The 22693-nt window shown below is 47.9% G+C and carries 21 protein-coding genes; 9 read left to right on the plus strand and 12 right to left on the minus strand.

What is annotated here, in order from left to right; genetic code table 11:
- The first annotated feature begins 312 nt into the window (after positions 1 to 312).
- The 6 genes from ilvG (at position 313) to H595_RS0100525 (ending at position 7456) form a co-directional block, all read left to right on the plus strand.
- A complete protein-coding gene (gene ilvG, locus H595_RS0100500) occupies positions 313 to 1968 on the plus strand; it encodes an acetolactate synthase 2 catalytic subunit (RefSeq protein ID WP_027669421.1) in 1656 nt (551 codons plus the stop codon).
- Complete coding sequence (gene ilvM / locus H595_RS0100505; protein WP_027669422.1) at positions 1965 to 2219, plus strand: acetolactate synthase 2 small subunit; 255 nt, start codon at positions 1965 to 1967, stop codon at positions 2217 to 2219. The genes ilvG and ilvM overlap by 4 nt, the downstream gene beginning before the upstream one ends.
- A 50-nt stretch (positions 2220 to 2269) precedes the next feature.
- Positions 2270 to 4120 carry a dihydroxy-acid dehydratase gene (gene ilvD / locus H595_RS0100510; protein ID WP_027669423.1) on the plus strand — a complete coding sequence of 617 codons (1851 nt, stop codon included), beginning with the start codon at positions 2270 to 2272 and terminating at the stop codon, positions 4118 to 4120.
- Between the two features lie 580 nt (positions 4121 to 4700).
- Complete coding sequence (gene ilvA / locus H595_RS0100515) at positions 4701 to 6269, plus strand: threonine ammonia-lyase, biosynthetic (RefSeq protein ID WP_027669424.1); 1569 nt, start codon at positions 4701 to 4703, stop codon at positions 6267 to 6269.
- Between the two features lie 67 nt (positions 6270 to 6336).
- Positions 6337 to 6987 carry a hypothetical protein gene (locus tag H595_RS0100520; protein ID WP_027669425.1) on the plus strand — a complete coding sequence of 217 codons (651 nt, stop codon included), beginning with the start codon at positions 6337 to 6339 and terminating at the stop codon, positions 6985 to 6987.
- Entirely contained in the window at positions 6971 to 7456 is a 486-nt protein-coding gene (locus tag H595_RS0100525; RefSeq protein WP_027669426.1) for a hypothetical protein, read from the plus strand. The genes H595_RS0100520 and H595_RS0100525 overlap by 17 nt, the downstream gene beginning before the upstream one ends.
- A 167-nt stretch (positions 7457 to 7623) precedes the next feature.
- Here the strand turns inward: H595_RS0100525 and H595_RS21390 are convergent, their stop codons facing one another.
- On the minus strand, positions 7624 to 7833 hold the full coding sequence (locus tag H595_RS21390; RefSeq protein ID WP_051219680.1) for a phosphoketolase family protein: 210 nt from the start codon (positions 7831 to 7833) through the stop codon (positions 7624 to 7626).
- Between the two features lie 211 nt (positions 7834 to 8044).
- Between H595_RS21390 and H595_RS0100535 the strand changes: the two genes are divergently transcribed.
- Entirely contained in the window at positions 8045 to 8512 is a 468-nt protein-coding gene (locus H595_RS0100535; protein ID WP_027669427.1) for a DUF2059 domain-containing protein, read from the plus strand.
- A 126-nt stretch (positions 8513 to 8638) separates the two neighbouring features.
- On the opposite strand, the gene H595_RS0100540 is transcribed toward H595_RS0100535, so the two are convergent.
- Positions 8639 to 9169, minus strand: a complete 531-nt coding sequence (locus tag H595_RS0100540; protein WP_027669428.1) for a hypothetical protein — start codon at positions 9167 to 9169, stop codon at positions 8639 to 8641.
- Between the two features lie 368 nt (positions 9170 to 9537).
- Here H595_RS0100540 and H595_RS0100545 point away from each other — a divergent pair, with 368 nt between their 5' ends.
- Both H595_RS0100545 and H595_RS0100550 read left to right on the plus strand, forming a co-directional pair.
- Complete coding sequence (locus tag H595_RS0100545) at positions 9538 to 10404, plus strand: ADP-polyphosphate phosphotransferase (protein WP_027669429.1); 867 nt, start codon at positions 9538 to 9540, stop codon at positions 10402 to 10404.
- A 181-nt stretch (positions 10405 to 10585) separates the two neighbouring features.
- Complete coding sequence (locus tag H595_RS0100550; protein WP_027669430.1) at positions 10586 to 12979, plus strand: heavy metal translocating P-type ATPase; 2394 nt, start codon at positions 10586 to 10588, stop codon at positions 12977 to 12979.
- 79 nt (positions 12980 to 13058) lie between these two features.
- Here the strand turns inward: H595_RS0100550 and H595_RS0100555 are convergent, their stop codons facing one another.
- The 10 genes from H595_RS0100555 to H595_RS21395 form a co-directional block, all read right to left on the minus strand.
- Positions 13059 to 13262 (minus strand): YgaP family membrane protein, encoded by a 204-nt coding sequence (locus tag H595_RS0100555; protein WP_027669431.1) that lies wholly within the window; start codon positions 13260 to 13262, stop codon positions 13059 to 13061.
- Positions 13263 to 13439: 177 nt separating this feature from the next.
- Entirely contained in the window at positions 13440 to 13703 is a 264-nt protein-coding gene (locus H595_RS0100560) for a hypothetical protein (protein WP_027669432.1), read from the minus strand.
- Positions 13704 to 14308: 605 nt separating this feature from the next.
- Complete coding sequence (locus H595_RS0100570) at positions 14309 to 15043, minus strand: hypothetical protein (RefSeq protein WP_027669434.1); 735 nt, start codon at positions 15041 to 15043, stop codon at positions 14309 to 14311.
- Positions 15044 to 15078: 35 nt separating this feature from the next.
- Positions 15079 to 16005, minus strand: coding sequence for a ketoacyl-ACP synthase III family protein (locus H595_RS0100575; RefSeq protein ID WP_027669435.1), 927 nt, complete (start codon positions 16003 to 16005; stop codon positions 15079 to 15081).
- A gap of 56 nt (positions 16006 to 16061) precedes the next feature.
- Positions 16062 to 17549 carry a class I adenylate-forming enzyme family protein gene (locus H595_RS0100580; protein ID WP_027669436.1) on the minus strand — a complete coding sequence of 496 codons (1488 nt, stop codon included), beginning with the start codon at positions 17547 to 17549 and terminating at the stop codon, positions 16062 to 16064.
- Between the two features lie 9 nt (positions 17550 to 17558).
- Positions 17559 to 18305, minus strand: a complete 747-nt coding sequence (locus H595_RS0100585) for an ABC transporter permease (RefSeq protein WP_027669437.1) — start codon at positions 18303 to 18305, stop codon at positions 17559 to 17561.
- Positions 18302 to 19204: an ABC transporter ATP-binding protein gene (locus H595_RS0100590; protein WP_027669438.1), complete on the minus strand. Its 903-nt coding sequence runs from the start codon at positions 19202 to 19204 to the stop codon at positions 18302 to 18304. The genes H595_RS0100585 and H595_RS0100590 overlap by 4 nt, the downstream gene beginning before the upstream one ends.
- A 33-nt stretch (positions 19205 to 19237) precedes the next feature.
- Positions 19238 to 19510 carry an acyl carrier protein gene (locus H595_RS0100595; protein WP_084153414.1) on the minus strand — a complete coding sequence of 91 codons (273 nt, stop codon included), beginning with the start codon at positions 19508 to 19510 and terminating at the stop codon, positions 19238 to 19240.
- A gap of 23 nt (positions 19511 to 19533) precedes the next feature.
- The gene (locus H595_RS0100600) at positions 19534 to 20796 is read right to left on the minus strand and encodes a hypothetical protein (protein ID WP_027669440.1); all 1263 of its coding nucleotides are present in this window, start codon (positions 20794 to 20796) and stop codon (positions 19534 to 19536) included.
- A 12-nt stretch (positions 20797 to 20808) separates the two neighbouring features.
- Positions 20809 to 22683, minus strand: coding sequence for an acyl-CoA dehydrogenase family protein (locus tag H595_RS21395; RefSeq protein ID WP_051219681.1), 1875 nt, complete (start codon positions 22681 to 22683; stop codon positions 20809 to 20811).
- Between the last annotated feature and the right edge of the window lie 10 nt (positions 22684 to 22693).

Raw genomic sequence — 22693 nt, forward strand, 5'->3', positions numbered from 1 at the left:
TCAAATCAGAAAAACCTGTTGACTTCAGACTGATAGACGGCTATTTCTATAGGCAATTAAGTCTGCATTGCAGGCTGTATAACTAAAATAGTTTTTAACCAAGTAAATAAGTAAGAATCATATTATGCGTTTAGCTACTGTTCTGAACATTATTGTCCTCGTGGTCGTGGTGATTATTAATCTCCGCGGGGGCGGTGTTTTGGAAAAAAAGTAGCTTAAGGCGAAATCCAACAAAACCCCCGCTCCGCAAGGACCGGGGGTTTTGTCGTTTCCGGGCCTTGTAAAAGCGGGTTAGCAAACAGAGGAACAACAATGAAAGGCGCAGAATTGGTACTGCAGGTGCTGCAACAACACGGGGTAGAGACCATTTTCGGCTACCCTGGCGGCGCTATTATGCCTATTTACGATGCCCTGTATCAAAGCACGGTAAAACACTATCTGTGCCGGCACGAACAGGGCGGAGCGTTTTCTGCCATTGGCTTCGCCCGCGCCTCCGGCAAGGTTGGCGTGTGCATGGCAACCTCCGGGCCGGGGGCGACTAACCTTATCACTTCGCTGGCTGACGCCATGCTGGACTCGGTGCCTGTTGTCGCCATTACCGGCCAGGTGCCGCAGGCCGTAATGGGCAGTGACGCGTTTCAGGAAATTGATGTACTTGGCTTAAGCCTCGCGGTAACCAAACACAGCTTTATGGTGCGTAGCGTAGAAGAGCTGGAAGCGACACTAAACCAAGCGTTTGCCATTGCCAAAAGCGGGCGCCCAGGCCCTGTTTTAGTAGACATCCCTAAAGACGTGCAGTTAGCAGAAATTGATTACCAGCCCCTAGCTAGCCATACACAAAAGGCAGTGTCGGTGCCTACGTCGCTGGCAAATGCCGCAAAGGCACGGGCACTTATTGCTGCGGCGAAAAAACCGATGGCGTATATCGGCGGTGGCGTGCATATGGCCGGTGCCATGCCTCAGTTGCAGCAATTTTTGGCTGACAACCCAATGCCATCTGTTACCACATTAAAAGCTATGGGGTCGGTTGCAAAAGACAATACACATTACATGGGCATGCTGGGTATGCATGGCACTCAGGCAGCCAATTTGGCCGTGCAGCAATGCGATTTATTAATTTGCTTAGGCGCGCGCTTTGATGACCGGGTAACCGGCAACCTGCAAAAGTTTGCGCCGCACGCCAAAGTAATTCATGTCGATATCGACCCGGCTGAAATCAATAAAGTGCGCTTTGCTGATGCGGCATTGCTGGGCGATATGAAACAAATTTTACCGGCAATCTCGGCCAGCACAAACTGCGATGAGTGGTTAGCCCACTGCGCCACGTTAAAGCAGCAGCATGGCTGGCGCTATGACCATCCGGGCGAACGTATTTATGCGCCGTTGATGTTAAAGCAGCTAAGTGAGCGCATGCCGGATAACAGCGTAGTGTGTTGTGATGTTGGCCAACATCAAATGTGGGTTGCGCAACATATGCGCTTTAGCAGCCCGCGTAATCATTTATCCAGTGGTGGCTTAGGTACTATGGGCTTTGGCCTGCCTGCAGCCATTGGCGCAAAATTAGCCCGGCCACAAGATACGGTAATTACGGTATCAGGTGACGGCTCGTTTATGATGAACGTGCAAGAGCTCGCTACCATTAAACGTTTTCGCCTGCCGGTAAAAATTGTCATTGTCGATAACCAGCGTTTAGGCATGGTAAAGCAGTGGCAACAGCTGTTTTTTAATGAGCGCTACAGCGAAACCGATTTATCTGACAACCCGGATTTTGTTGCATTGGCCGCCGCCTTTGCCATACCGGGCCACTGTATAACCCGCAAAGATGAAGTAGAAGGTGCATTGGAAGCCATGTTTACCTGGCCCGGCCCTTACCTGCTGCATGTTTGTATTGATGACAAAGACAACGTCTGGCCGTTAGTACCGCCGGGAGCTGCCAATGAAGACATGATGACGGAGGCAAAAGCATGAACCATGTACTAAATATCACCGCCAATAATACCCCGGCCGTTGTTGAGCGCCTGTTACAGGTTACCCGCTACCGCGGCTATGAACTGGCCGGCTTACAACTGGCACCGCGGGCTGACTCACGTAGCCTGAATATTACCCTGACGGTCAGCGGTGATAAGCCGATTCATTTATTAACCAGTCAACTGCATAAGCTGTATGACATCCAGCAACTGGAGCTGGTATCGGCTGAATTAGCCGTATTAAGTGCGTAAGCACCCTTTAACCCTATACTAGATATTTACTGAATACACGGAGTAGCACAATGCCAAAGTTAAGATCCGCCACCGTTACCGAAGGCCGCAATATGGCGGGCGCCCGCGCACTGTGGCGAGCCACCGGTGTAAAAGACACCGATTTTGGCAAGCCGATTATTGCGGTAGTGAACTCGTTTTGCGAATTTGTACCCGGCCACGTGCACCTGCGTGATTTAGGCAAACTGGTAGCAAAAAGCATTGAAGAAGCTGGTGGCATTGCTAAAGAATTCAATACTATAGCCGTAGATGATGGCATTGCTATGGGCCACGGCGGCATGCTTTACAGTTTGCCATCTCGCGAGCTGATTGCTGACTCGGTAGAGTATATGGTAAACGCACACTGCGCTGATGCTATGGTGTGTATTTCTAACTGCGACAAGATCACCCCCGGTATGTTAATGGCCGCGATGCGCTTAAACGTACCGGCTATTTTTGTCTCCGGCGGACCGATGGAAGCGGGCAAAACCAAGCTATCGGATCAAATTATCAAGCTGGATTTAGTTGATGCTATGGTGTCAGCCGCCGATCCTAAAGTCAGCGACAGCGACAGCGAGCAAATTGAGCGCAGCGCCTGCCCAACCTGTGGCAGCTGCTCGGGCATGTTTACCGCCAACTCGATGAACTGTTTAGTCGAGGCCCTGGGTTTAGGCCAGCCGGGTAATGGCTCGCTGTTGGCCACCCATGCTGATCGTAAAGAGCTGTTTGTACAGGCTGGTTTCAGAATTATGGAACTGTGCAACCGTTGGTATAAAAATGATGATGCCAGCGCTTTACCGCGTAATATCGCCAATAAAACCGCTTTTGAAAACGCCATGATGTTAGATATCGCCATGGGCGGCTCTACTAATACGGTACTGCATTTACTGGCCGCGGCTATTGAAGCCGAAGTCGATTTTGGCATGGCCGACATCGACCGTTTATCACGCATCGTGCCGCACTTGTGTAAAGTAGCGCCGTCGACACAGAAATACCATATGGAAGATGTACACCGCGCAGGTGGTGTTATGGGTATTTTGGCGGAACTTAACCGTGCCGGTTTATTAAACCCTAACGTACCGCATGTCGCGGGCAATAGCTTGGGTGCAGTGCTGGAGCAATGGGATATTGCAACCACCAGCAACGAAGACGCCAGACAAATGTATTTAGCCGGCCCGGCAGGTATTCGCACCACGCAGGCATTTTCGCAAAACTGTCGTTACCCCACTCTGGATGACGATCGCGTAGACGGCTGTATTCGCAGTAAAGAGCATGCCTATTCGCAGGATGGCGGCTTAGCCGTATTGTTTGGCAACCTGGCGCCGCAAGGCTGTATTGTTAAAACCGCTGGGGTAGAAAAAGAGAATTTAGTGTTTACCGGCCGCGCGCGTATTTTTGAAAGCCAGGACGACGCAGTAGACGCTATTTTAAAAGGCAACGTGGTTGCAGGTGATGCTGTGATTATTCGCTACGAAGGCCCTAAAGGTGGCCCGGGCATGCAGGAAATGTTGTACCCCACCAGCTACTTAAAGTCGATGGGCTTAGGTAAAGCCTGTGCTTTAATCACAGACGGCCGTTTTTCTGGTGGTACTTCTGGTTTGTCTATTGGCCACGTTTCACCAGAAGCCGCCAGTGGTGGTGCTATCGCCTTAGTAGAAGAAGGCGATCGAATCGAAATTGATATTCCGCAGCGCAAAATTGGTATTGCCGTAAGTGATGAGGTGCTGGCACAGCGCCGTGCTGCGATGGATGCCAAAGGCAAGTTAGGCTGGAAGCCAGAGAACCGCCAACGCGTTGTTAGCACTGCATTGAAAGCCTATGCCTTACTGGCAAGCAGTGCGGATAAGGGCGCAGTAAGAGATTTAAGCAAGTTAGAAGAATAAGCAGCAAAACTTGAGACGAAGGGACAAGGTGTACTTTCGCAGCAGCGGCAGGGATGCCGCGCAGGCTGAAAGGGCACAGGGATGTGCTCCTTGAAGGCGGCGAAGAAAGTATTTCCTTGGCGCTGAGTTTAAACCTGAGCCTTAGGCTGCGACAGGCAACAACACGCGGGGACGTTGTAAATACGTCCATGTAAACTCTTCTCCAGACTCCCTGCTGGAGAGGCCCCGCTTTGTTGTCACCTGTCTTCGCTTGAAACTTAAGTGTGTCGACTGGCACAAGCAGCATAACTTAAGACGAAGGGACAGGTGTACTTTCGCAGCAGCGGCAGGGATGCCGCGCAGGCTGAAAGGGCACAGGGATGTGCTCCTTGAAGGCGGCGAAGAAAGTATTTCCTTGGCGCTGAGTTTAAATCTGAGCCTTAGCCTACGACAGGCAACAACACGCGGGGACGTTGTAAATACGTCCATGTAAACTCTTCTCCAGCCTCCCTGCTGGAGAGGCCCCGCTTAGTTGCCACCTGTCTTCGCTTGAAATTTAAACGTGTCGGTTGGCACAAGCATAAAAAGCAGTGGAGCAACAATGAACAACCTGGCAACAGTCACGACAATGCTGACAGATACCGATCTAATGCAGCAGTATCTGCGAGAAATTCTGCTGTCGCCGGTATATCAGGCAGCGGTAGAAACCCCTCTGGATGCCATGACCAAACTAAGCCAGCGCCTGGGCCACAATGTGCTGTTAAAGCGCGAAGATAAACAGCCGGTGTACTCGTTTAAATTGCGTGGTGCTTTTCATAAATTACACAAAGTAAAACTACAGAGCCCCGATGCCAGCGTGGTATGCGCGTCAGCTGGCAACCATGCCCAAGGCGTGGCGTTGTCGGCCAGCAAACTGGGTATCAACGCCACCATCGTTATGCCCATTACTACGCCAGAAATAAAGGTCGCGGCGGTAAAGGCATTGGGCGGTAACGTGGTGCTACACGGCACCGCGTTTGACGAAGCCAATAGTTATGCCATTAACCTGGCCAAGAACGAAGGCGCTATTTACATCCCACCCTTTGACGATGCCGATGTGATTGCCGGCCAAGGTACTGTAGCCAAAGAGCTATTAAGCCAACATAACCACTTAGATACCGTGTTTATTCCCGTAGGCGGTGGCGGCATTCTGGCGGGTATGGCGGTGTACATTAAAGCCATTCAGCCCAATGTGCGGGTTATCGGTGTTGAGCCAGAAGACGCGGCTTGTTTAAAAGCCGCCATGGCCGCAGGCGAGCCGGTAACGCTGGAACGCGTGGGGTTATTTGCCGACGGTGTTGCCGTAAAGCGTATTGGTAGCGAAAATTTCAACCTGGCTAAACGCTTTTGCGATGAAGTGGTTACCGTATCCAGCGATGAAATTTGCGCCGCTATTAAAGATATTTTCGACGATTTACGTGCCGTGGCCGAACCGGCTGGCGCACTGGCACTGGCTGGGCTTAAAAAATACAGCCAGCAACTAAAAAACAGTACTTTAGCTAAACCTCAGCAATTGGCTGCAGTGTTAAGCGGTGCCAATTTAAACTTTGATACACTGCGCTATGTGTCGGAACGCTGCGAACTGGGCGAGAAAAAAGAAGCGGTATTTGCTGTTACCATACCGGAAGAAAAAGGCAGTTTCCGCCGCTTTTGCCAAACGCTGGGTGGCCGCGCCATTACCGAATTTAACTACCGTTACGCCAGCGACAATAAAGCACACATTTTTGTCGGCATTAAACTGCGTCATGGACGGCAGGAACTAAACACCGTCACCAAATTGCTTACTGATGCCGGCTATGAATATCAGGACTTGTCTGATGACGAACTGGCCAAACTGCACGTACGCCATATGGTCGGTGGTATGCCACCCCGTGCGCTACAAGAACAGGTGTATCAGTTTAACTTTCCGGAATATCCGGGCGCCTTAATGAATTTTTTAAATACCCTGGGCGAGCACTGGAATATTACGCTGTTTCATTACCGTAACCACGGCGCCGCCACCGGCGATGTACTGGCTGGCTTTGAAGCCGCCAGCCACGACGACATTGCTGCTTATTTAGACAAACTGGGTTATCAGTATCAGCAGGTGAGCAATAACCGCAGCTACCAGACATTTTTAACCTCGGGTTAAGCAACATAATTGTTACTTTTATGCCATAGCAGGTAAGATAACACCTTGTCTGCTGTGGATTAGAACAATGCCAAAGCCCTATTACTTTTACACTACTTTACTGATTGCATTGCTGATTTTTGTCGCTTGCTTAATGATGAACGGCCCAATGCGGCCTGGCTTACCTGTGGCTAATGACCTGGTTACCCGCATGGCATACATCAACGCTAACCTTACACTGTGGCAATGGGGCTGGCTTAGCTGGATGGTAGCTGCACTTAGCTTGCTGGCTTTTGCGGTGATGTTATCAACCGAGCTTCCCCACGGTGCAGCCCGACAGTATGGCGTGCTTCTGGTTGCCTTAGGCATGGCACCGGATTTAATGGCCGAAACCCTGTTCGCCTTTGTGATGCCACAAATATCTATTGCCAATATCGCTTTACTGCAATTTATCGACAACCTGGCGATGCACTTAACCGGTTTCCTTGGCAATGGTTTGTATAACCTTGGCGGGATGGTGTTAACGCTGGCGCTACTTAAACAGCAACCGGCACTTAAGCTGTGGCTGTCTCCTGGCATTCTAGCCTGGATACTGGGGCTGGGGTTATCTGTTGCCATTGCGCTACAGCAATTAACATTGGCAGAGTATTTTACTGCTGCCAGCATGGTATTAAGTACCGCGTGGTTTGTATTAATTGCCTGGAAGCTATGGGGAGCGAGCAATGTACGCCGCACTTAAAGTAGTGCATTTAGGCTCGTTGATTATGTGGTTAGGCCCGGCTATTGGGTCCTGGCTGGTTCTGCGCTACATGCAGCAGCATGAAGGTGAATTATCGCCCGCGACAGCGAAGGTTTATCGGGTGTTTTTCTGGACGATTACACTAGAGCATATTGCGCTTTGTACCTTACTGCTAAGCGGTGCCACTATGGCATTTCACTACGGCTTTATTGCCATGCCGTGGTTGCAGCAAAAGCTATGGTTAGTCATGCTGCTCATCGTGCCACTGGAAATTGTCGATATTTGGCTGGGTAACTGGAAGGCAAAGAAAATCACCGAGAAACGCAGTGCAGGCGCTGAACTTAGTCAGCGCGAACAGGCGATGATTAGTTTCTACCACAAAGGCTTTACCAACCTGGCACTGATAACCTTGCCTGTTACCGTGTTAGTAATTATGTGGCTGGCCGTATCCAAGCAAACCTTATGGTAAAACCCAACACATACTCAGCAGGTTATACTGCTACTTAGCCCCAGCTAAAGCCTGCAACAGTGCTTTATTTATTATCAACACGACAAACTGGGTCCGTTAGGTCAAAAACGATGGTAACAATATCTTCCCTTGCTCCAGGCCAAGGGCAATCGCTACTGAAGTTACCGTCAGTGCGGTTGCCAGCGCCAGTTACGAATTTCCGGCATATCCTGGCTGTGTTGGTTAATGTAACTTTTGTGCTCAAGCAATTTATCGCTGAGTTGGTGCTTTAGCGCCTGGCCTGTTTCGCCGGTCTGCGGCAGGCGATCAATGATGTCCATCACCAGATGGAAGCGGTCAAGATCTCGAATAAAGTTGCAGCGTTTTTTACTCTGCATTTAATGGTATTGTCGAGGTTTTGTGTAAGCATCTAAGATAGACGCGCAACGCTGGAGCTATATTCTCTACATTAAATTTACAACGCTACGTATTGCTAGTGTAAAATAACGCACGTTGCCGCTGCTAGCTGCCTCAAGGTAGGGGCGATGTAATAAATTACACGCAAACGACTACAGTGCAACGGACCTTTAACTCACTCCCGGAAAAGAAATGAAATTAATCAAAATTAGCCTCATATTACTTTGTTTTAGCGTTTCGACTATGTCTATAGCGGACCCAGCAGCTGAAAAAGAGGCCGAAAAATTATTAAACATCATGGGTATGGAAAATGCTTTGCAGCAATCCATGTCGCAAATGATCGATATTCAGTTGCAACAAAATCAGGCATTAGCACCGTATAAAGATGTGATGATGGCCTTTTTTGCTAAGCATATGAGCTATGAAAGCTTAAAGCCGGATATGTTGAGAATTTATGCCGACGCTTTTACCGCTGCGGAACTACGTGAACTCAATAACTTTTATGCTACAGACGTAGGCAAAAAAACCATTCAACAAATGCCTACACTAATGGCTCAAGGGGCGCAAATTGGCGCTGCACGTGTACAGCAAAATATTGGTGAGCTGCAGGCGATGATAAAAGCCGAAGCCGAACGTATTAAGGCACTACAGCAACAATAAACCAAAGCGGAAAGGGCTGCCGTATCTAAAAGCACGGCAGCCAAGTTACGCAGTGGGAAAACGTCTATTAGACACAGCGCAATAATATGACTTGTGCGCCTAGCCAGTACAAATTGATGCTGATTCTCAGAAAACCAGCGACAACTGGGCGCCCACTGTAGTGCGACTAAAACGCTGGTTATCACCATTGTCTTGATAGTCAAATGGGTTTGATTGCTGCTGATAGCTGCGGTATTGCAAATTGTACCAATTGCCGTATATGTCTAACCGAATGTTGTCATGCACTTTAAGCTCAAGCCCGGTTCTAACCATGGCATGACAACAAATGTCATTACTACTGTCTACCCACTCTATCAAACTACCATTTAAATCAAATCCAGCTTGAAAATATGGGCTCAGCCGCCAGTCCATGCCCAGCCGACCGTATAAAAACAGCGGTCTTATGCGGCCATCATTATAGTCAGCCGGTTGCTGCTTTAACGTTATTCGCTGATAACTTAAGCCTAACTGCATGTAAAAGTCTGTGCGATCAACATTACGCAGACCAAGCGAAAAACCGCTGGTTTTTGCTTTATCACCAACTTCACTAAATACTGAAATAACTTTCTGGCTATCGCCAAACTCTGCCTGCGCTGCAGGTACAAACAGGGCACCCATCAAAGCCAACCCTGCTACAACTAATCTGCACATGTACATACTCTTAGTTAACAAAAAATACAAAATGGCGCGGATTCTAACCGAAAGGTATGTTTGATGAAAGAGAAAAACCAGCCTACGTTTGATAGCGCACAGAGCCTGATTTTAACCTGTACTAACATCATCAGGAAAGCCATTGCTCAAAGCCATAGTTCAAAACCATAGTTCAAAACCATAGTTCAAAAACCAGAGTTACCCCCATCAAAGTACATCCGCATGTGCTTAAGGTATGCAAAAGAGCAGGGTGAAAAACACATCTGCTCTATACTCTTTACAGTGTTACCCCCGTTACCTGAGGCTGGAGTTCACCAGCACACCAAGGAGAAATAATGAAAATAACTCCAGATGACTACCGCGTACCACCCAACGAACCCGTTGACCTTTCGCAACGCCCCACCCTTGTTGAGCCAGCTTATGACTCGAAAAAAGCCTACAAAAAAATGCTACAGGCGCAAGTTGACGAACTAAGTGAGTTGCAACGGCTGCACTATGCGTCTAACAAGCACGCTTTACTATTAATTTTTCAGGGCATGGACACGGCAGGGAAAGACGGGGCAATTCGCCATGTGATGTCAGGTGTAAATCCACAGGGCTGCCAGGTATTTAGCTTTAAACAACCCAGCACCGAAGAGCTGGAACACGATTTTCTCTGGCGCACCACCAAGCGCCTGCCAGAGCGCGGACGCATCGGCATATTTAATCGCTCTTACTATGAGGAAGTATTGGTAGTTCGGGTTCACCCACCGTTGTTGAAGGCGCAGGGGTTTTCCGCCGATGCCATCGCCGGGCATCCTATCTGGGAAGAACGCTTCAAGTCGATCACAGATCTGGAAGCGCATCTGCACACTAATGGCACGCGGGTGATTAAGTTTTTCCTGCACCTGTCTAAGGAAGAACAGCGCCAACGGTTTCTTGCACGCATCGATGAGCCGGAGAAAAATTGGAAGTTCAGCACGGCTGATATCAAAGAACGCGCGCACTGGGACGACTATATGCGTGCATATCAGGCCTGCCTTAGTGCCACCAGCACTGAACAGTCACCCTGGTTTGTTATTCCGGCCGATGATAAAAAAAATGCCCGGTTGATTATCTCGCAGATTATCGTCGACTCGCTAAACAATCTGAACATGAGCTACCCCAAAGTTAGCGCGGCTCGGCGTAAGGAATTGCTAAAACTGCGCGAGCAACTCGAATAAACCGGAGCAGCATTAGACCACTTATTTTCTATCGCACAACTCAGTCTGGCTTTCAAAGCAGTACTGTGTGCGTCGCTAAGCAAAGTGCTTTGTAATAAAGCTGCACCGCAGTAGTTGACCTTACCATCGTGGTAAGCTTTAACCTTGTGCTACGTTACTGAAGAGAAATGAGGGTTGAACAATGAGTGATTCCGTACAACTGCACATTAAAGGCATGAGCTGCGCGTCCTGCGTTGGCCGTATTGAAAAAGCACTAAAGCAGGTTGACGGTGTCAGCAGCGCCAGCGTTAATTTAGCCAATGAAACCGCCACTGTTATCGGTACCGCCACTGTTTCCGCACTGGCCAATGCCATCACCAACGCCGGATATCAGTTAAAGCAGCGCCAGCAGCAGTATGGCGTTACCGGCATGACCTGCGCTTCTTGCGCCGGCAGGGTGGAAAAAGCGCTGCTCAAGGTGCAGGGCGTAGTAAACGCACAGGTGAACCTGGCAACAGAGCAAGTAAGCTTAACACTGCTTGATGCCGTGAACATGGAGCAATTACAACAAGCACTGGCAGGGTCTGGCTATACGTTGGTTGAAAAAGATCAGACAGATAATTCAGCAAAAGCAGACACTCTGCCATTTTATCGCCAACCATGGTTTCCGGTATTGGGCCCTGCCGTGCTGACACTTCCGCTGATCCTGCCAATGCTGGGTATGCTATTTGGCGTGGACTGGATGTTACCCGCTCTGTGGCAATGGATGCTGGCTACGCCGGTGCAGTTTTACTTTGGTGCACGTTTTTACAAAGGCGGCTGGAGCGCGCTAAAAGCCGGCACCGGCAACATGGACTTGCTGGTTGCGCTGGGCACCAGCGCAGCCTACGGCTTATCACTTTATTTGTGGTTAACGTTCGATGGCCAGCATGGCGCGGCGCATCTGTATTTTGAAAGCAGTGCTGCAGTACTGACACTGGTTATACTGGGTAAATGGCTTGAACACCGCGCCAAGCGGCGCACCACCGATGCACTGCGGGCGCTGGAAAACCTTAAACCGACTGAAGCCAGAGTAAAGCGTGACGACACATGGCAAATGGTTGCCGCAGCATCGATACAAAGTGGCGAAATCGTGCAGGTGAAACCGGGCGAGCGCATTGCTGTCGATGGCGAAGTGCTTAGCGGCGATAGCAGTGTTGACGAAGCGCAGATCAGTGGCGAGAGCTTACCACTGCACAAAAGCAGCGGCGACAAAGTGGTTGGCGGTGCCATAAACCTCGATGGCGTGTTGGAACTGCGCGCCACCAGCGTGGGTGCGGAATCAACACTGGCGAAAATTATTAACCTGGTAGAGCAGGCGCAAGGTGCCAAAGCACCGGTGCAGGCACTGGTTGATAAAATTAGCGCCATTTTTGTGCCGGTGGTACTGCTGGTCGCGCTGGTAACGTTATTAGGCTGGGGCTTTAGCACCGGTAACTGGGCACAGGGCATTTTAAACGCCGTTGCGGTGTTGGTTATTGCCTGCCCATGCGCTTTAGGCCTGGCAACACCGGCAGCAATTATGGCTGGCACTGGCACCGCCGCCCGCCACGGCATACTGGTAAAAGATGCTATCGCACTGGAGCAAGCCACCCAAATAGACTATGTGGTATTTGACAAAACCGGCACCTTAACCGAAGGCAAGCCTGAACTGGTGCAGTTTACTGCAATAACTGGCAGCGAAACCGAACTACTCACTCTGGCCGTATCGTTACAACAACATAGCGAGCATCCACTGGCCAAAGCCGTGCTGGTCAAGGCTGAGCAGGATAATGTTTCTGCTGTCGATACCCGCGACTTTTCAGTGGTCGCCGGTAAAGGCGTTAAAGCAAAAGTGGATGGTACCCAGTTTATGCTAGGTAGTAGCCATTGGATGCGCGAGCTGGGGCTTGAGCTGCCGGTTGACCTTATCAACGCCAAAGGGGCCTCTGTGTCGTGGCTGGCAAAAACACCGGCCGATAATCCCGAACTAAAACCAGAGCAAAAACCAGAGCTGCTCGGCTTGCTGTGCTTTAACGACACCTTAAAACCGCATGCCAAAAAAGCGGTGGCGCAACTGCAGAAGCAAGGCATTAAAGTAGCGATGCTGACCGGCGATAACAAAGCCAATGCCGAAGGGGTTGCCGCTGAACTGAAGCTGGATAATTATCAGGCTGAAGTATTACCGGCCGACAAAGCCAGCTTTATTAAGCAGTGCCAAAAAGACGGCCATCAGGTTGCCATGGTGGGCGATGGCATTAACGATGCTCCGGCACTGGCACAGGCCGATTTAGGCATAGCGATGGCAACAGGTACTGAAGTGGCGGTTAGTGCGGCGGCCATCACCTTAATGCGCGGTGAACCCGCACTGGTGGGCGCCGCGCTGACGATTGCCGGTAAAACCTACCGCAAAATTCAGCAAAACTTGTTTTGGGCGTTTATTTTTAACACCGTGGGCATTCCACTGGCCGCGCTGGGTTATTTAAACCCGATTATTGCCGGCGCAGCGATGGCCAGCAGCAGTTTAATTGTGGTCAGTAACGCCTTGTTATTACAACGCTGGAAAATGCAGGAGTAACGGTATGGCCAACTTATTAACCATCGGCGATGCTGCGGCAAATGCGGCTGACAAATGACATCAGGTGCTAAGGACTGATTTACTCAAATGCCGGTTTAGCTTGCCCGCCCATTTTTTTCAACAGCATGGCCATGGGGCAAAAGCCGGTAAATGACGACTGCAGCAAGTTAAGCCCAACAAACGCCGTTACCCACAACCAATACACACTGTGCAGTTGAGACAGCAATAAACTGGCTACGACTACTGCACCCGCAAAACGAATAACCCAACGATCAATATTCATAATAAGCACCTGTTTAATAAAAAACAGACTGACAATGTCATGCCCCTGCTACTAACGATGGCTTGCTAATAACCCGCGCATGGATCCCTTCAGCATGCAGTTGTTCATAGGCCGCAACACACAGCGTCACCTCAAGGCTGCCGCATTATCGCAAAACAAGATAGTTCGTAAGGTAGGTTACTTTGCTATGCGCCCGGCGCGTGTTAACGTGCGTGTTAGTGCCTTACTTACCTTACGTAAAATACCACCAGCAGGCGGCGTGGCATGGGTAACAATGGGGTCCGCGTCAATCTGGTTTTTAATCAGTAGGTTATTTTTTATCACCGGCACCACCAGGGCGCTAGGCCAATAAGGATTAATGGCTAAATCAGTGGCTGTGTTAGCCGTGCCATGACCATCGCTGTTGTTATCATCACGACGGTTATCATCACTGCTATTCATATTGGTTACTCAGAATGGATGCAAGACACGTAAATGTGCTGGCATGAACAACCAAGCTAACAGATCCCCTCTGGCGAATATGTGCGATAACGCACTTACCCCGGATATTACCCCTGTATCGCAAGCAAGTGAATGCTTCAAACACAGCAAAAGCTGTGACTTTGTAAGGCATCGATATTTCCACAGCAGCGATTAAAACGGCCGCCAAAAAAAGCACCTGAAACAGCAACTTGCAGTGGCTAGTAACTATCATTTGCCGTTTGCTGCTCAAAGTTTTACAGCGTTATGATGAACTTGTGAACTTACGCACATTCACAAAGCAGCGAGCTGGTAAGAGTCTGCCAGGCAAATACCTGGTTGCGCACCGTCATTCTTGCTCCACAGCATTTAATTGAATTAAAAAACAAAAATTTACCAAGACGCACGTTTGCACAGTGCATAAATAGCAAAAGAAGCGGGCTTTAGCCTCCAGCAACGACAGCAGTTAAGCTGGCGCTGGCAGCCGGAGACAATTACACAGCTGGAGCAATTGTTGCAAATGATCACGCTCGGATATCACCTGACCTCAGAGGTACGGCAACAACTCATGGCAGGACTACCTACAATCACCCTGGATTTTTATCAAAAACAGCACTGATATCCAGCACCAACTGGTTATATTCGTGTTGGTGCCTATAGTTCCAGTTTTCACCTGGCGGCAACTGCTGTAACTGGGTCAGCGACTGACAAATATCCAGCCAGCTTTGACTGCGATCAACCGGTTGTGCCTGATGGGTAGCAGCAGGTGCGCGGCACACCGATATTTTCGGCGACAAACCATCCCCGGCCGACGCCAGGAGCCGAAACCATAAACCCCGTCCCGGTTCTGACCAGAAGATCCGCTCTTCCCTGTCCGAACCGCCCTGGAATTGATTTAACGAAAATACCCAGACTTCCTGGTATTGGCAGGCGCGCATGGCTTTTTCAGCATACTCCAGGGCACTGAACACCACGCCGGGACCATTTTCACTGACCGCCATGGTCTCAGTGGCAGCAGCATCAAACATGGCACAAATGGTGGTTACCAGCGCATTGCCAACCCTGGTGTCTAAATCCGGCATCCAGTAAGACAAGATAATCAAATCCGGTCGCCCATGCGGAGCTAATGCCGCCACCATCTCAGTATGAGAGGGTACGTAGCTGGCATTGATAATTGCCTGCTCCTGCTCAGTGGCGTGTGTTAATTCAACCGTACCAAGCGCCGATAATTGCTCCAGATAATGGCGGGTGCCTTCATAGTTCATCCGGACACTGCCTTGGCCAACCGGAAATAACTGACTGCGCAGCTCTTTTAAATACATCGGAAAATCCTTCTGATCAATGGTGCAAAATCCGCTTAGTGACGGATTAACGCTGAGGTATAAAAGAAGCCGGTACCGGTGGACAATAACAGGCACAAATCGCCTTTTTTGATTTTCCCTTCGTCACGGGCCGTACAATAATTGATAAAATTATCAGCGGTAAAACAATGGCCAATTTTCGGCACGTTATCGACATAGATCATCGACTTGTTGATCCCTAAATGATTTGCCACCGTTTTCCAGGATGATTTGTTGGTGATCGGCGGCAAAATCAGCGTCAGATCAGCCAGTTCATAACCGGACTTACCAATACTATCAACGACAAACTGCTTCAGTAAATCCAGGCTGTCTTTTCTGAATTCTTCCAACACCTTCGGGTCGCCAAACCCCATATGAAAACGACTGTCGATTTTCATATGTGTGTTCAGCACTTTCGATTTCGTGCCATTGCGGGTAATTAAAGCGGCAGAAGCAGCATCACCGGTAATGGCTGTACCCGGCTGTTTGCGCCAGTTACCAAAACTTCGATCGCCCGAAAGAATAATGATCGCTTCATCATCGTTGGCCTCATGCAACAGGTTTTCAGCGTACTTTAATGCCATAATTCCGGCCGCACAGCTGCCCTGCGTAATGGCCATCGCATTACATTCAGACAGACCATACTGTTGCACCAGCTCGTTTAATAACGGTTGCAACGGCGCCTGATTACAGCCAACTGTGTGCGTGTATAGCAGATGGGTAATTTTGTAACCGGTATATGCCGGGCTTACCACAAGCTGATCCAAAGCCCCTTGTAATAACTTGATCAATGGCAATTGTGGATCGTATGCCACTTTGCTCTGGCCCAGAAAAGTGGTGTGTACAAAAATATCTTCATCACTGAGCTGCAATTCACTTTTGAGATCCGCAATAGCAACACGGCGTTCGGGCACAAAACAGACTAGTTCTTCAATACCTATCATGATGTTACTCTCTGATTAACCACAATGACCGCACCGGACATACCGATGAGGTTGCTCTATGCTGCTTTGGTCAGTTGTGAAACATCGACCTTGCCATTATTCGACAGCGGCATCTGCTGCAAGAACTGAATTTCGGCAAACATATAATCAGCATCGACATGCTGCTGCAGCCAGGTTTTAAATTCATCCTGCGCTTGTTTCGTCTGCTCGACCAACACCACAAACAGCTTGGCAATTTCGTTGTCGTAACTGTCTTTCACACCAGCCACCAGACAAATTTCCACAGCCGGATTCTTATAGACAATCGTTTCCATATCGCGGGGATATATACAGAAACCTCGCTGTTTAATCAGATCTTTGACCCGGCCCTTGAAGTACAGAAAACCATCTGCGTCCTGCATAAACAAATCACCAGTGGCCAACCAGTTATCATCGCGATAACGACCGGCTACAACTTTGGCCCCGGCATCATTTTGCAGGTTAAAATATCGCTGGAACACCGAGGTACCCCGAACAAACAATTGTCCAACCTCACCGCTTGGCAACTCCTCCAGCACCACCCTGTTATGTTCGGTTGCCACTTCACGGAAAATTTTGGCATCAAGACCAGGCATTGGGATCCCAACCGAATCGCTCTTTTCACCGAGATATCCCGCAGGTAAATACGACACCCGTTTTGATTCGGTCAAACCATACATTTTCACCACCTCAGCACCGATGAACTGTTGTTTTAAACCAAGTGCGGTGTGCGACGGAAACACCCCGCCGGTGCTCGTAATTAAACGCACACCGTTGATTTTCTTATTAAAGCGTTCCAGATATTTGTGCAAGCTGCTGGCCAGTGCCGGAATTAACGGTAATACCGTAATGCCGCGTTTTTCGACAATATTCAGCAGGCTGATTGGATTAATGGTTTTGCGACACATCACCAGCTGACAGCCGGTCGCAAGACAGAAGAACAACTGATACAGGCCATAATCAAACGACAGCGGCGAAATCAGCATAATGCGATCACTTTGCCGAATTTGTAGGTAGCCTAGAATTGAACGCAGCGCCGAAATCACATTGGCATGTGTCAACATGATGCCTTTAGGCTTACCGGTACTGCCGGACGTATAAATAATCAAAGCCAGGTCAACCCCCGTCAGCCGGGGCTGGGTCAAATAATGAAAGGCAGGTGGCACCACGGCATGCAATTGTTGCGTGGTGACAGGTTTTAAGCTGCGCGCTTCCGGGTCAAGTACAAAATCTGCACCACAGTCATCTATAATATTTTGCAGGGCCGCTTCAGACATCTCCCTTTTGGCTGGCACAACCACACCACCAAGCTGCCACACCGACAACAAAGCCGCGACCGTTTCCAGCGTGTTGGAAACCATCACTACAACTTTCTGCTGATGCTGGAGCGGATGGCAATACTTTGCGGCCAGTTCCAGCTCTGCTGTAAAAGAACAGCCATCATCGGCTTCAGTGCTGATACAACCGCTGAAGTTGCCATTAAGAACCGGAGTAATTAAGTCTTTTAAAGTAAAAATGTTGTCCATGATCAAGTCCTATTCCCACTTAAATGTTTTAACTGAAATGCCGAATGCAATCAGGCACATCGCCGACAAAACTAAAAAATCCTGTGAGTTTTCGAGCAGGCTTTCACCATAAAAAAGCTGTGACTCGATTAAATCAAACAGATAACTCGCCGGTAAGGTCTGAGAAATAACCGCTAGCCAATCCGGGAAAAATGTTTTTGGAAAAGTTGAACCGCTCAGAAAAATCATGATTAGAAATATCGCATTGGCGATGGCTATCGCCGTTTGAGGACGACTGCACAAATTAGCAATAATAATTCCCACTGAACTAAACAAGACGCTGCCGATAAAAATCAATAACAATACCGAAAAGAAATTGCCATTTGGGTAGACCGAAAAAAGCACAGCTGCGCCGGCAGTAACCAACATAATCCCAAGCACAATAATAATAAGCTGTCGCAACATTAAACCGATGGTTACATGAAACCGGTTTAAATCAGTCACTTTAAGTCTTTTATATACACCCGATTGAAAATCTGCAGCAAGGACTGTGGTCAGTGCAAAAATGCCGCCTGACATAATGGTAATGACAAACACTCCGGTCACTGTCATCAGTCTTGGATCATCACCGGTCACACCAGCACCTTTCGCATCACCGAAGACTGATAACATTAAAACCAGCATCGCCAACGGATATAAAAATGACCAAAAAAGAGCAGTTTTACTTCTGTATGCAATAATACATTGCATAATAAAAAAATTAGCTAATTGTCTCATGATGCTGCCTTTTCGCCTGTGAGTCGGACAAATACATCTTCCAGCGATGATTTCCCGATGGTTATCTTCGAAATAGAAAGTTTTTCAGACATGTCTTTGACAATTTGCATCAAACGGCCATTAATTGAATCGACACTAAATGAATACACACCGTCAAAGAAGCTCATACCGACAACACCAAATTGTTCAAACGATTCCACATCAACCGGTTGTTCAAGCGTAAACTCTACTTTGAAACTGTCGTTATAAAGTTTAATGATGTTTTCTGGATTATCTGTCACCAGAATCTCACCTTTACTGAGAATAGAAACGCGATCAGCCAGCGCTTCTGCCTCTTCAATATAATGGGTGGTAAATATGATTGTCTTACCTTCACTTTTTAAAGTTCGGATAATATCCCATATCTTTAATCTTATTTGCGGATCCAGTGCATTAGATGGTTCATCAAAAAATAGAATATCCGGGTCATTGACGAGTGACAGCAAAATCGATAACTGCTGTTTCTGACCACCAGACAAATCTTTGTATTGGCAGTCCAGTTTGTCCAGCAAATTCACCAGGTCAAAATATTTATCTACATGGTTTGATGGCGTATCGTAAAACTGCGAGTAGTACTTAATTAACTCGCGTACCGTCAGATTGTCGTAATACACCGGGGTCTGAAAAACCGGTCCAATTTTCAGACCAACCTTCTGTTGACCAGCCGCATCGAAGTATCTAATTTCCCCTTCATTAAATGAGCGCAACCCCATAAGTATTTCCAGCGTCGTCGTTTTACCGGAACCATTTGGCCCCAGCAATGCGAATATTTCGCCATGCCGGACATCGAAGGAAATTCCCTTTAATGCCGGTATTTTGCCGTAACGTTTTACCAGACCACTGATGCTAATAATGCTCATTGTCGTTGTTCCTTTAAAAAAGGGGGCCGCCCGTTAAGCGGCCATCTCGAATGAAATCATCTGGTTATGCATATCAGCCAACGATGTCATGTCATCAAACTCCAGTTCGGAAGGATCAATCTGAAAGTCGCTATAAATTTCTTCACAGGCGATAATCACTTCGACAATGTTCAGTGAATCGATACCGATTTCCGCCAATGGCACATGTGGATCCACGGTATCTGTTTTTAACGCTTCGGCTGTCACTGTGATCAGCTTTTGCAGTAATTCTGGATGTACAACGCTTTTATTCTCAAAACTAGACATAACTGTCTCCTTATAATGATTAACTAAAAAATATGCAGTAAATATGAAACACCAAAACTTATGCCTGGAGAAATAGAACCAAAGTCTGATTCTTTTCCACCATGGTAATAATTCGCTTTTATAAGAAGCTCTGAATTACCACCAAACTCTTTCTTAACTGACAATGATCCGATATAGCTACCATCATCCATGTTTACTAAAACACTTGGCTTCACCTGAGCTTCATATCCAGAGTGAAAACCGGTATAGGCGGCATAAAGATAATTACGCCCCAAGTACTGCTCTTCAAATATTTTTGAATCAATAAATAAACTACCACCACCACTTTTCATATAATGACTAACCGACTGGTCTATCATTTGTTCTTGCATGCCGTGACGAAAGCCGCGGCCATTATGAAAATATTCGACACTGAACCGCTGCTTATCATCGATATATCGGGTTAACCCGAGAAAAATATCCTGATAGCTGCCAATTCCACTTAAACTTTCTAGCGTTCTTCCAAAGTAAAATGGATCCGTCAGATTACTTTTATCAATCTCGACTTGCACTGCTTCCAGTACAAACGTCGTTGCCCAGGGTAAATTTCCATCCAGTGCCAGACCAAATTTTTCTGAGTAATCGCCAACTTTTGCATAAAACAACGAACCGTCGATAAAACGTTTAAAACTTATTTTTGACGCAATTTGTTTTCCACGATAAAAACTTTCATCATGCGTTGACAATAATAATGAATAATCTACAACACTACCTGTCATTTCATATTGAATTTGATCTATCCCTGAATAACGGGCTGGATCCATAGAATCGAAATTTTTCGTAGTAAATCCATTATCGATTAAATCTGCTGGTCGCCATTGAAACCCAGCACTCCAGCCTAAATTCTTCCGGCCGACAGACACATAATGACCAGCTTTAGAAAGACGATGTTCGTAATAATACTCAAGCGCTTTAATATCACTTTCATCACTACTATTTCCGCCTAGCTGTTTATAGTTATAACTAACCATGCCTCTTGTTTTAATTTTTGCATCATCGCTAATAGTCCATTTTATCTGACTATCAACAATGGCATTATTCTCAAACAATTCGTTACTTTGAATGTGTCTTAGCTCTGGAATGTATGTTCCTTGATAAATGAAATCTAAACTAGCTGTAAGATTTGACATGTTGCCAGCTACCAAGTCATCATTTTCTGACGTTGCAAATGGGTCCACACCTTCGGCATAAACCGAAGAACTGGTCGCTATCAACACACTAATACGGATTGCTTTAGAGATATTCATTGGCTGCCACTACTAAAATTGAGGAAAATGATCGGCGTTTAACTCTTTGAAAGTTTCATCGATGTCGGCAATTGCCCGCAGTTTTGAACCAAGATGCGCCAGCGTATTGCGATAGAAATATTTAACTGCGTAAATTTTCCCCTGATAAAACGACAGGTCAAAAGCTCGCTTACTGTCAGCAATGGCCTTTTGCGCGGCAACTGCGTTTTCCAACAACAACCAGCCAACGGTCAAATCACCAAAAGCGTTCATAAAACGGGTCGACATCAGATAGATTTGTTCCATTTCTCCGCCAGATAACCAGTCACCGAAGGTTGCAAGAGCAGTGCTAAGCGCTGTGGTTGCAGCCTCCAACTGTTCAAATTGATCGGCCAGCTGCGGAAACTGCTGTTTTTGCTCACAAAAATTGATGATTTCTTCTTTAAAGTAACCAAAAGCTCTGGACGGCTTGCCGAGGGATAATTTCGATCGGACTAAATCTGCCGCCTGCATATAGTTGGTGCCTTCCCAGATACTCATGATTTTCACGTCGCGGCACTGTTGCTCGACCGGGAAGTCGCTGATGTAACCATAACCACCATGCACCTGGATTGCGGTTTCACACACGGTCCACGCCTGATCTGAACAATAGGCTTTCACCACCGGGGTCAGTAGATCGGCTAAGGTTTCATATTTTTTTTTCAGGGCTTTGGCATCACCTTCGGCATCATGAAGGGTGATGGCTAACGATGAATAGTTGGCGGCTTTGAGCACCAAAGCACGCATGCCATCTACTTTTGCTCTCATATCCAGCAACATACGTTTGACGTCAAGGTGAGCAATAATCGGCAACCGCTCTGCTTTTGGCGATGACATCGCCCGGATGCTGGTGCCTTGGATACGTTGCTGAGCGTAGTCAGCCGCGCTGTAATAGGCTGACGTGGCCAGCCCCAGTGCATAAGTGCCCGTGGCAACCCGCGCCAGATTCATCAACAACAACAGTTGCGATAAACCCATGTTTTCTTTTTCGCCCAGCAAGGTGCCGTAACAAGACCCTGTCTGACCAAATGACAATTGCACAGTGGCATTGCCTTTGAGGCCCATTTTCTTTTCCACCCCATCACAGCTAACGTGGTTGTATTCGCCCGGGCTACCATCGGCATTAAGCGCATATTTGGTCACAATAAAGCAGCTCAGGCCCTGGGTGCCAAGCGGTGCATCGTCCAATCGTGCCAACACAAAATAAACAATGTTATTGGTCAGATTGTGCATACCAGATGAGATAAAAATCTTCGAGCCTTCAAGGCGGTAACGGCCATCAGGCTCACGCAGCGCTTTGGTCCGGATCAAGCCTACATCTGAGCCCGCATCTGACTCCGTCATCACCATGGCGGCGGTCATGGTGGGTGTCGTCAGGGCCTGGCTGTACAGTTGGCGTTGCTGCTCGGTACCAAATTTTTGCAGTAAATAAACGGCGCCAATATTAAAACCCGGATAAATGCAGAAGGCCGGATCCGCTCCATACAACACACTGTAAATCGCCTGATTGATAACATAAGGCGTACCACAACCACCGTATTCCATCGGGGCGGAAATGCCACAAAGTCCCAGCTCCTGAAATTTGGCAAATACATGCTGATAAACCTCAGGTACTGTAACTTCGGTTGGCGACAGCATGTTGCAGCCGGCTTTGTCGGCGAGCTGGTAGCTGCGTCCTAAATATTCACGTGCAAATTTAATTGCTAAATCAATAACCTGAATGCATGTCTCTTTATTAAGATGACTGAACGCCGGGGTATTGATAATCTGCTGTTCGACGTTCAGCACGTTGAACAACTGGAAATGCAGGTCCCGTTGATCCAAGCGGAACGACGAGTTTTGATTTAAAAATTGTTTGATATCATTCATCACTATTGCT

This window comes from Rheinheimera baltica DSM 14885 (assembly GCF_000425345.1).
Classification (GTDB): domain Bacteria; phylum Pseudomonadota; class Gammaproteobacteria; order Enterobacterales; family Alteromonadaceae; genus Alishewanella; species Alishewanella baltica.

Excerpts from the sequence above, each read along its gene's own strand:
- H595_RS0100580 (WP_027669436.1), bottom strand. The coding sequence starts at position 17,549 with ATGGACAACATTTTTACTTTAAAAGACTTAATTACTCCGGTTCTTAAT.
- H595_RS0100575 (WP_027669435.1), bottom strand. The coding sequence starts at position 16,005 with ATGATAGGTATTGAAGAACTAGTCTGTTTTGTGCCCGAACGCCGTGTT.
- H595_RS0100585 (WP_027669437.1), bottom strand. The coding sequence starts at position 18,305 with ATGAGACAATTAGCTAATTTTTTTATTATGCAATGTATTATTGCATAC.
- H595_RS0100595 (WP_084153414.1), bottom strand. The coding sequence starts at position 19,510 with ATGTCTAGTTTTGAGAATAAAAGCGTTGTACATCCAGAATTACTGCAA.
- H595_RS0100600 (WP_027669440.1), bottom strand. The coding sequence starts at position 20,796 with ATGAATATCTCTAAAGCAATCCGTATTAGTGTGTTGATAGCGACCAGT.
- H595_RS21390 (WP_051219680.1), bottom strand. The coding sequence starts at position 7,833 with ATGCAGAGTAAAAAACGCTGCAACTTTATTCGAGATCTTGACCGCTTC.
- ilvD (WP_027669423.1), top strand. The coding sequence starts at position 2,270 with ATGCCAAAGTTAAGATCCGCCACCGTTACCGAAGGCCGCAATATGGCG.
- H595_RS0100540 (WP_027669428.1), bottom strand. The coding sequence starts at position 9,169 with ATGGGTGCCCTGTTTGTACCTGCAGCGCAGGCAGAGTTTGGCGATAGC.
- H595_RS0100545 (WP_027669429.1), top strand. The coding sequence starts at position 9,538 with ATGAAAATAACTCCAGATGACTACCGCGTACCACCCAACGAACCCGTT.
- H595_RS21395 (WP_051219681.1), bottom strand. The coding sequence starts at position 22,683 with ATGAATGATATCAAACAATTTTTAAATCAAAACTCGTCGTTCCGCTTG.
- H595_RS0100590 (WP_027669438.1), bottom strand. The coding sequence starts at position 19,204 with ATGAGCATTATTAGCATCAGTGGTCTGGTAAAACGTTACGGCAAAATA.
- H595_RS0100525 (WP_027669426.1), top strand. The coding sequence starts at position 6,971 with ATGTACGCCGCACTTAAAGTAGTGCATTTAGGCTCGTTGATTATGTGG.
- ilvM (WP_027669422.1), top strand. The coding sequence starts at position 1,965 with ATGAACCATGTACTAAATATCACCGCCAATAATACCCCGGCCGTTGTT.
- H595_RS0100550 (WP_027669430.1), top strand. The coding sequence starts at position 10,586 with ATGAGTGATTCCGTACAACTGCACATTAAAGGCATGAGCTGCGCGTCC.
- H595_RS0100555 (WP_027669431.1), bottom strand. The coding sequence starts at position 13,262 with ATGAATATTGATCGTTGGGTTATTCGTTTTGCGGGTGCAGTAGTCGTA.
- H595_RS0100560 (WP_027669432.1), bottom strand. The coding sequence starts at position 13,703 with ATGAATAGCAGTGATGATAACCGTCGTGATGATAACAACAGCGATGGT.
- H595_RS0100570 (WP_027669434.1), bottom strand. The coding sequence starts at position 15,043 with ATGTATTTAAAAGAGCTGCGCAGTCAGTTATTTCCGGTTGGCCAAGGC.
- ilvA (WP_027669424.1), top strand. The coding sequence starts at position 4,701 with ATGAACAACCTGGCAACAGTCACGACAATGCTGACAGATACCGATCTA.
- H595_RS0100535 (WP_027669427.1), top strand. The coding sequence starts at position 8,045 with ATGAAATTAATCAAAATTAGCCTCATATTACTTTGTTTTAGCGTTTCG.
- H595_RS0100520 (WP_027669425.1), top strand. The coding sequence starts at position 6,337 with ATGCCAAAGCCCTATTACTTTTACACTACTTTACTGATTGCATTGCTG.
- ilvG (WP_027669421.1), top strand. The coding sequence starts at position 313 with ATGAAAGGCGCAGAATTGGTACTGCAGGTGCTGCAACAACACGGGGTA.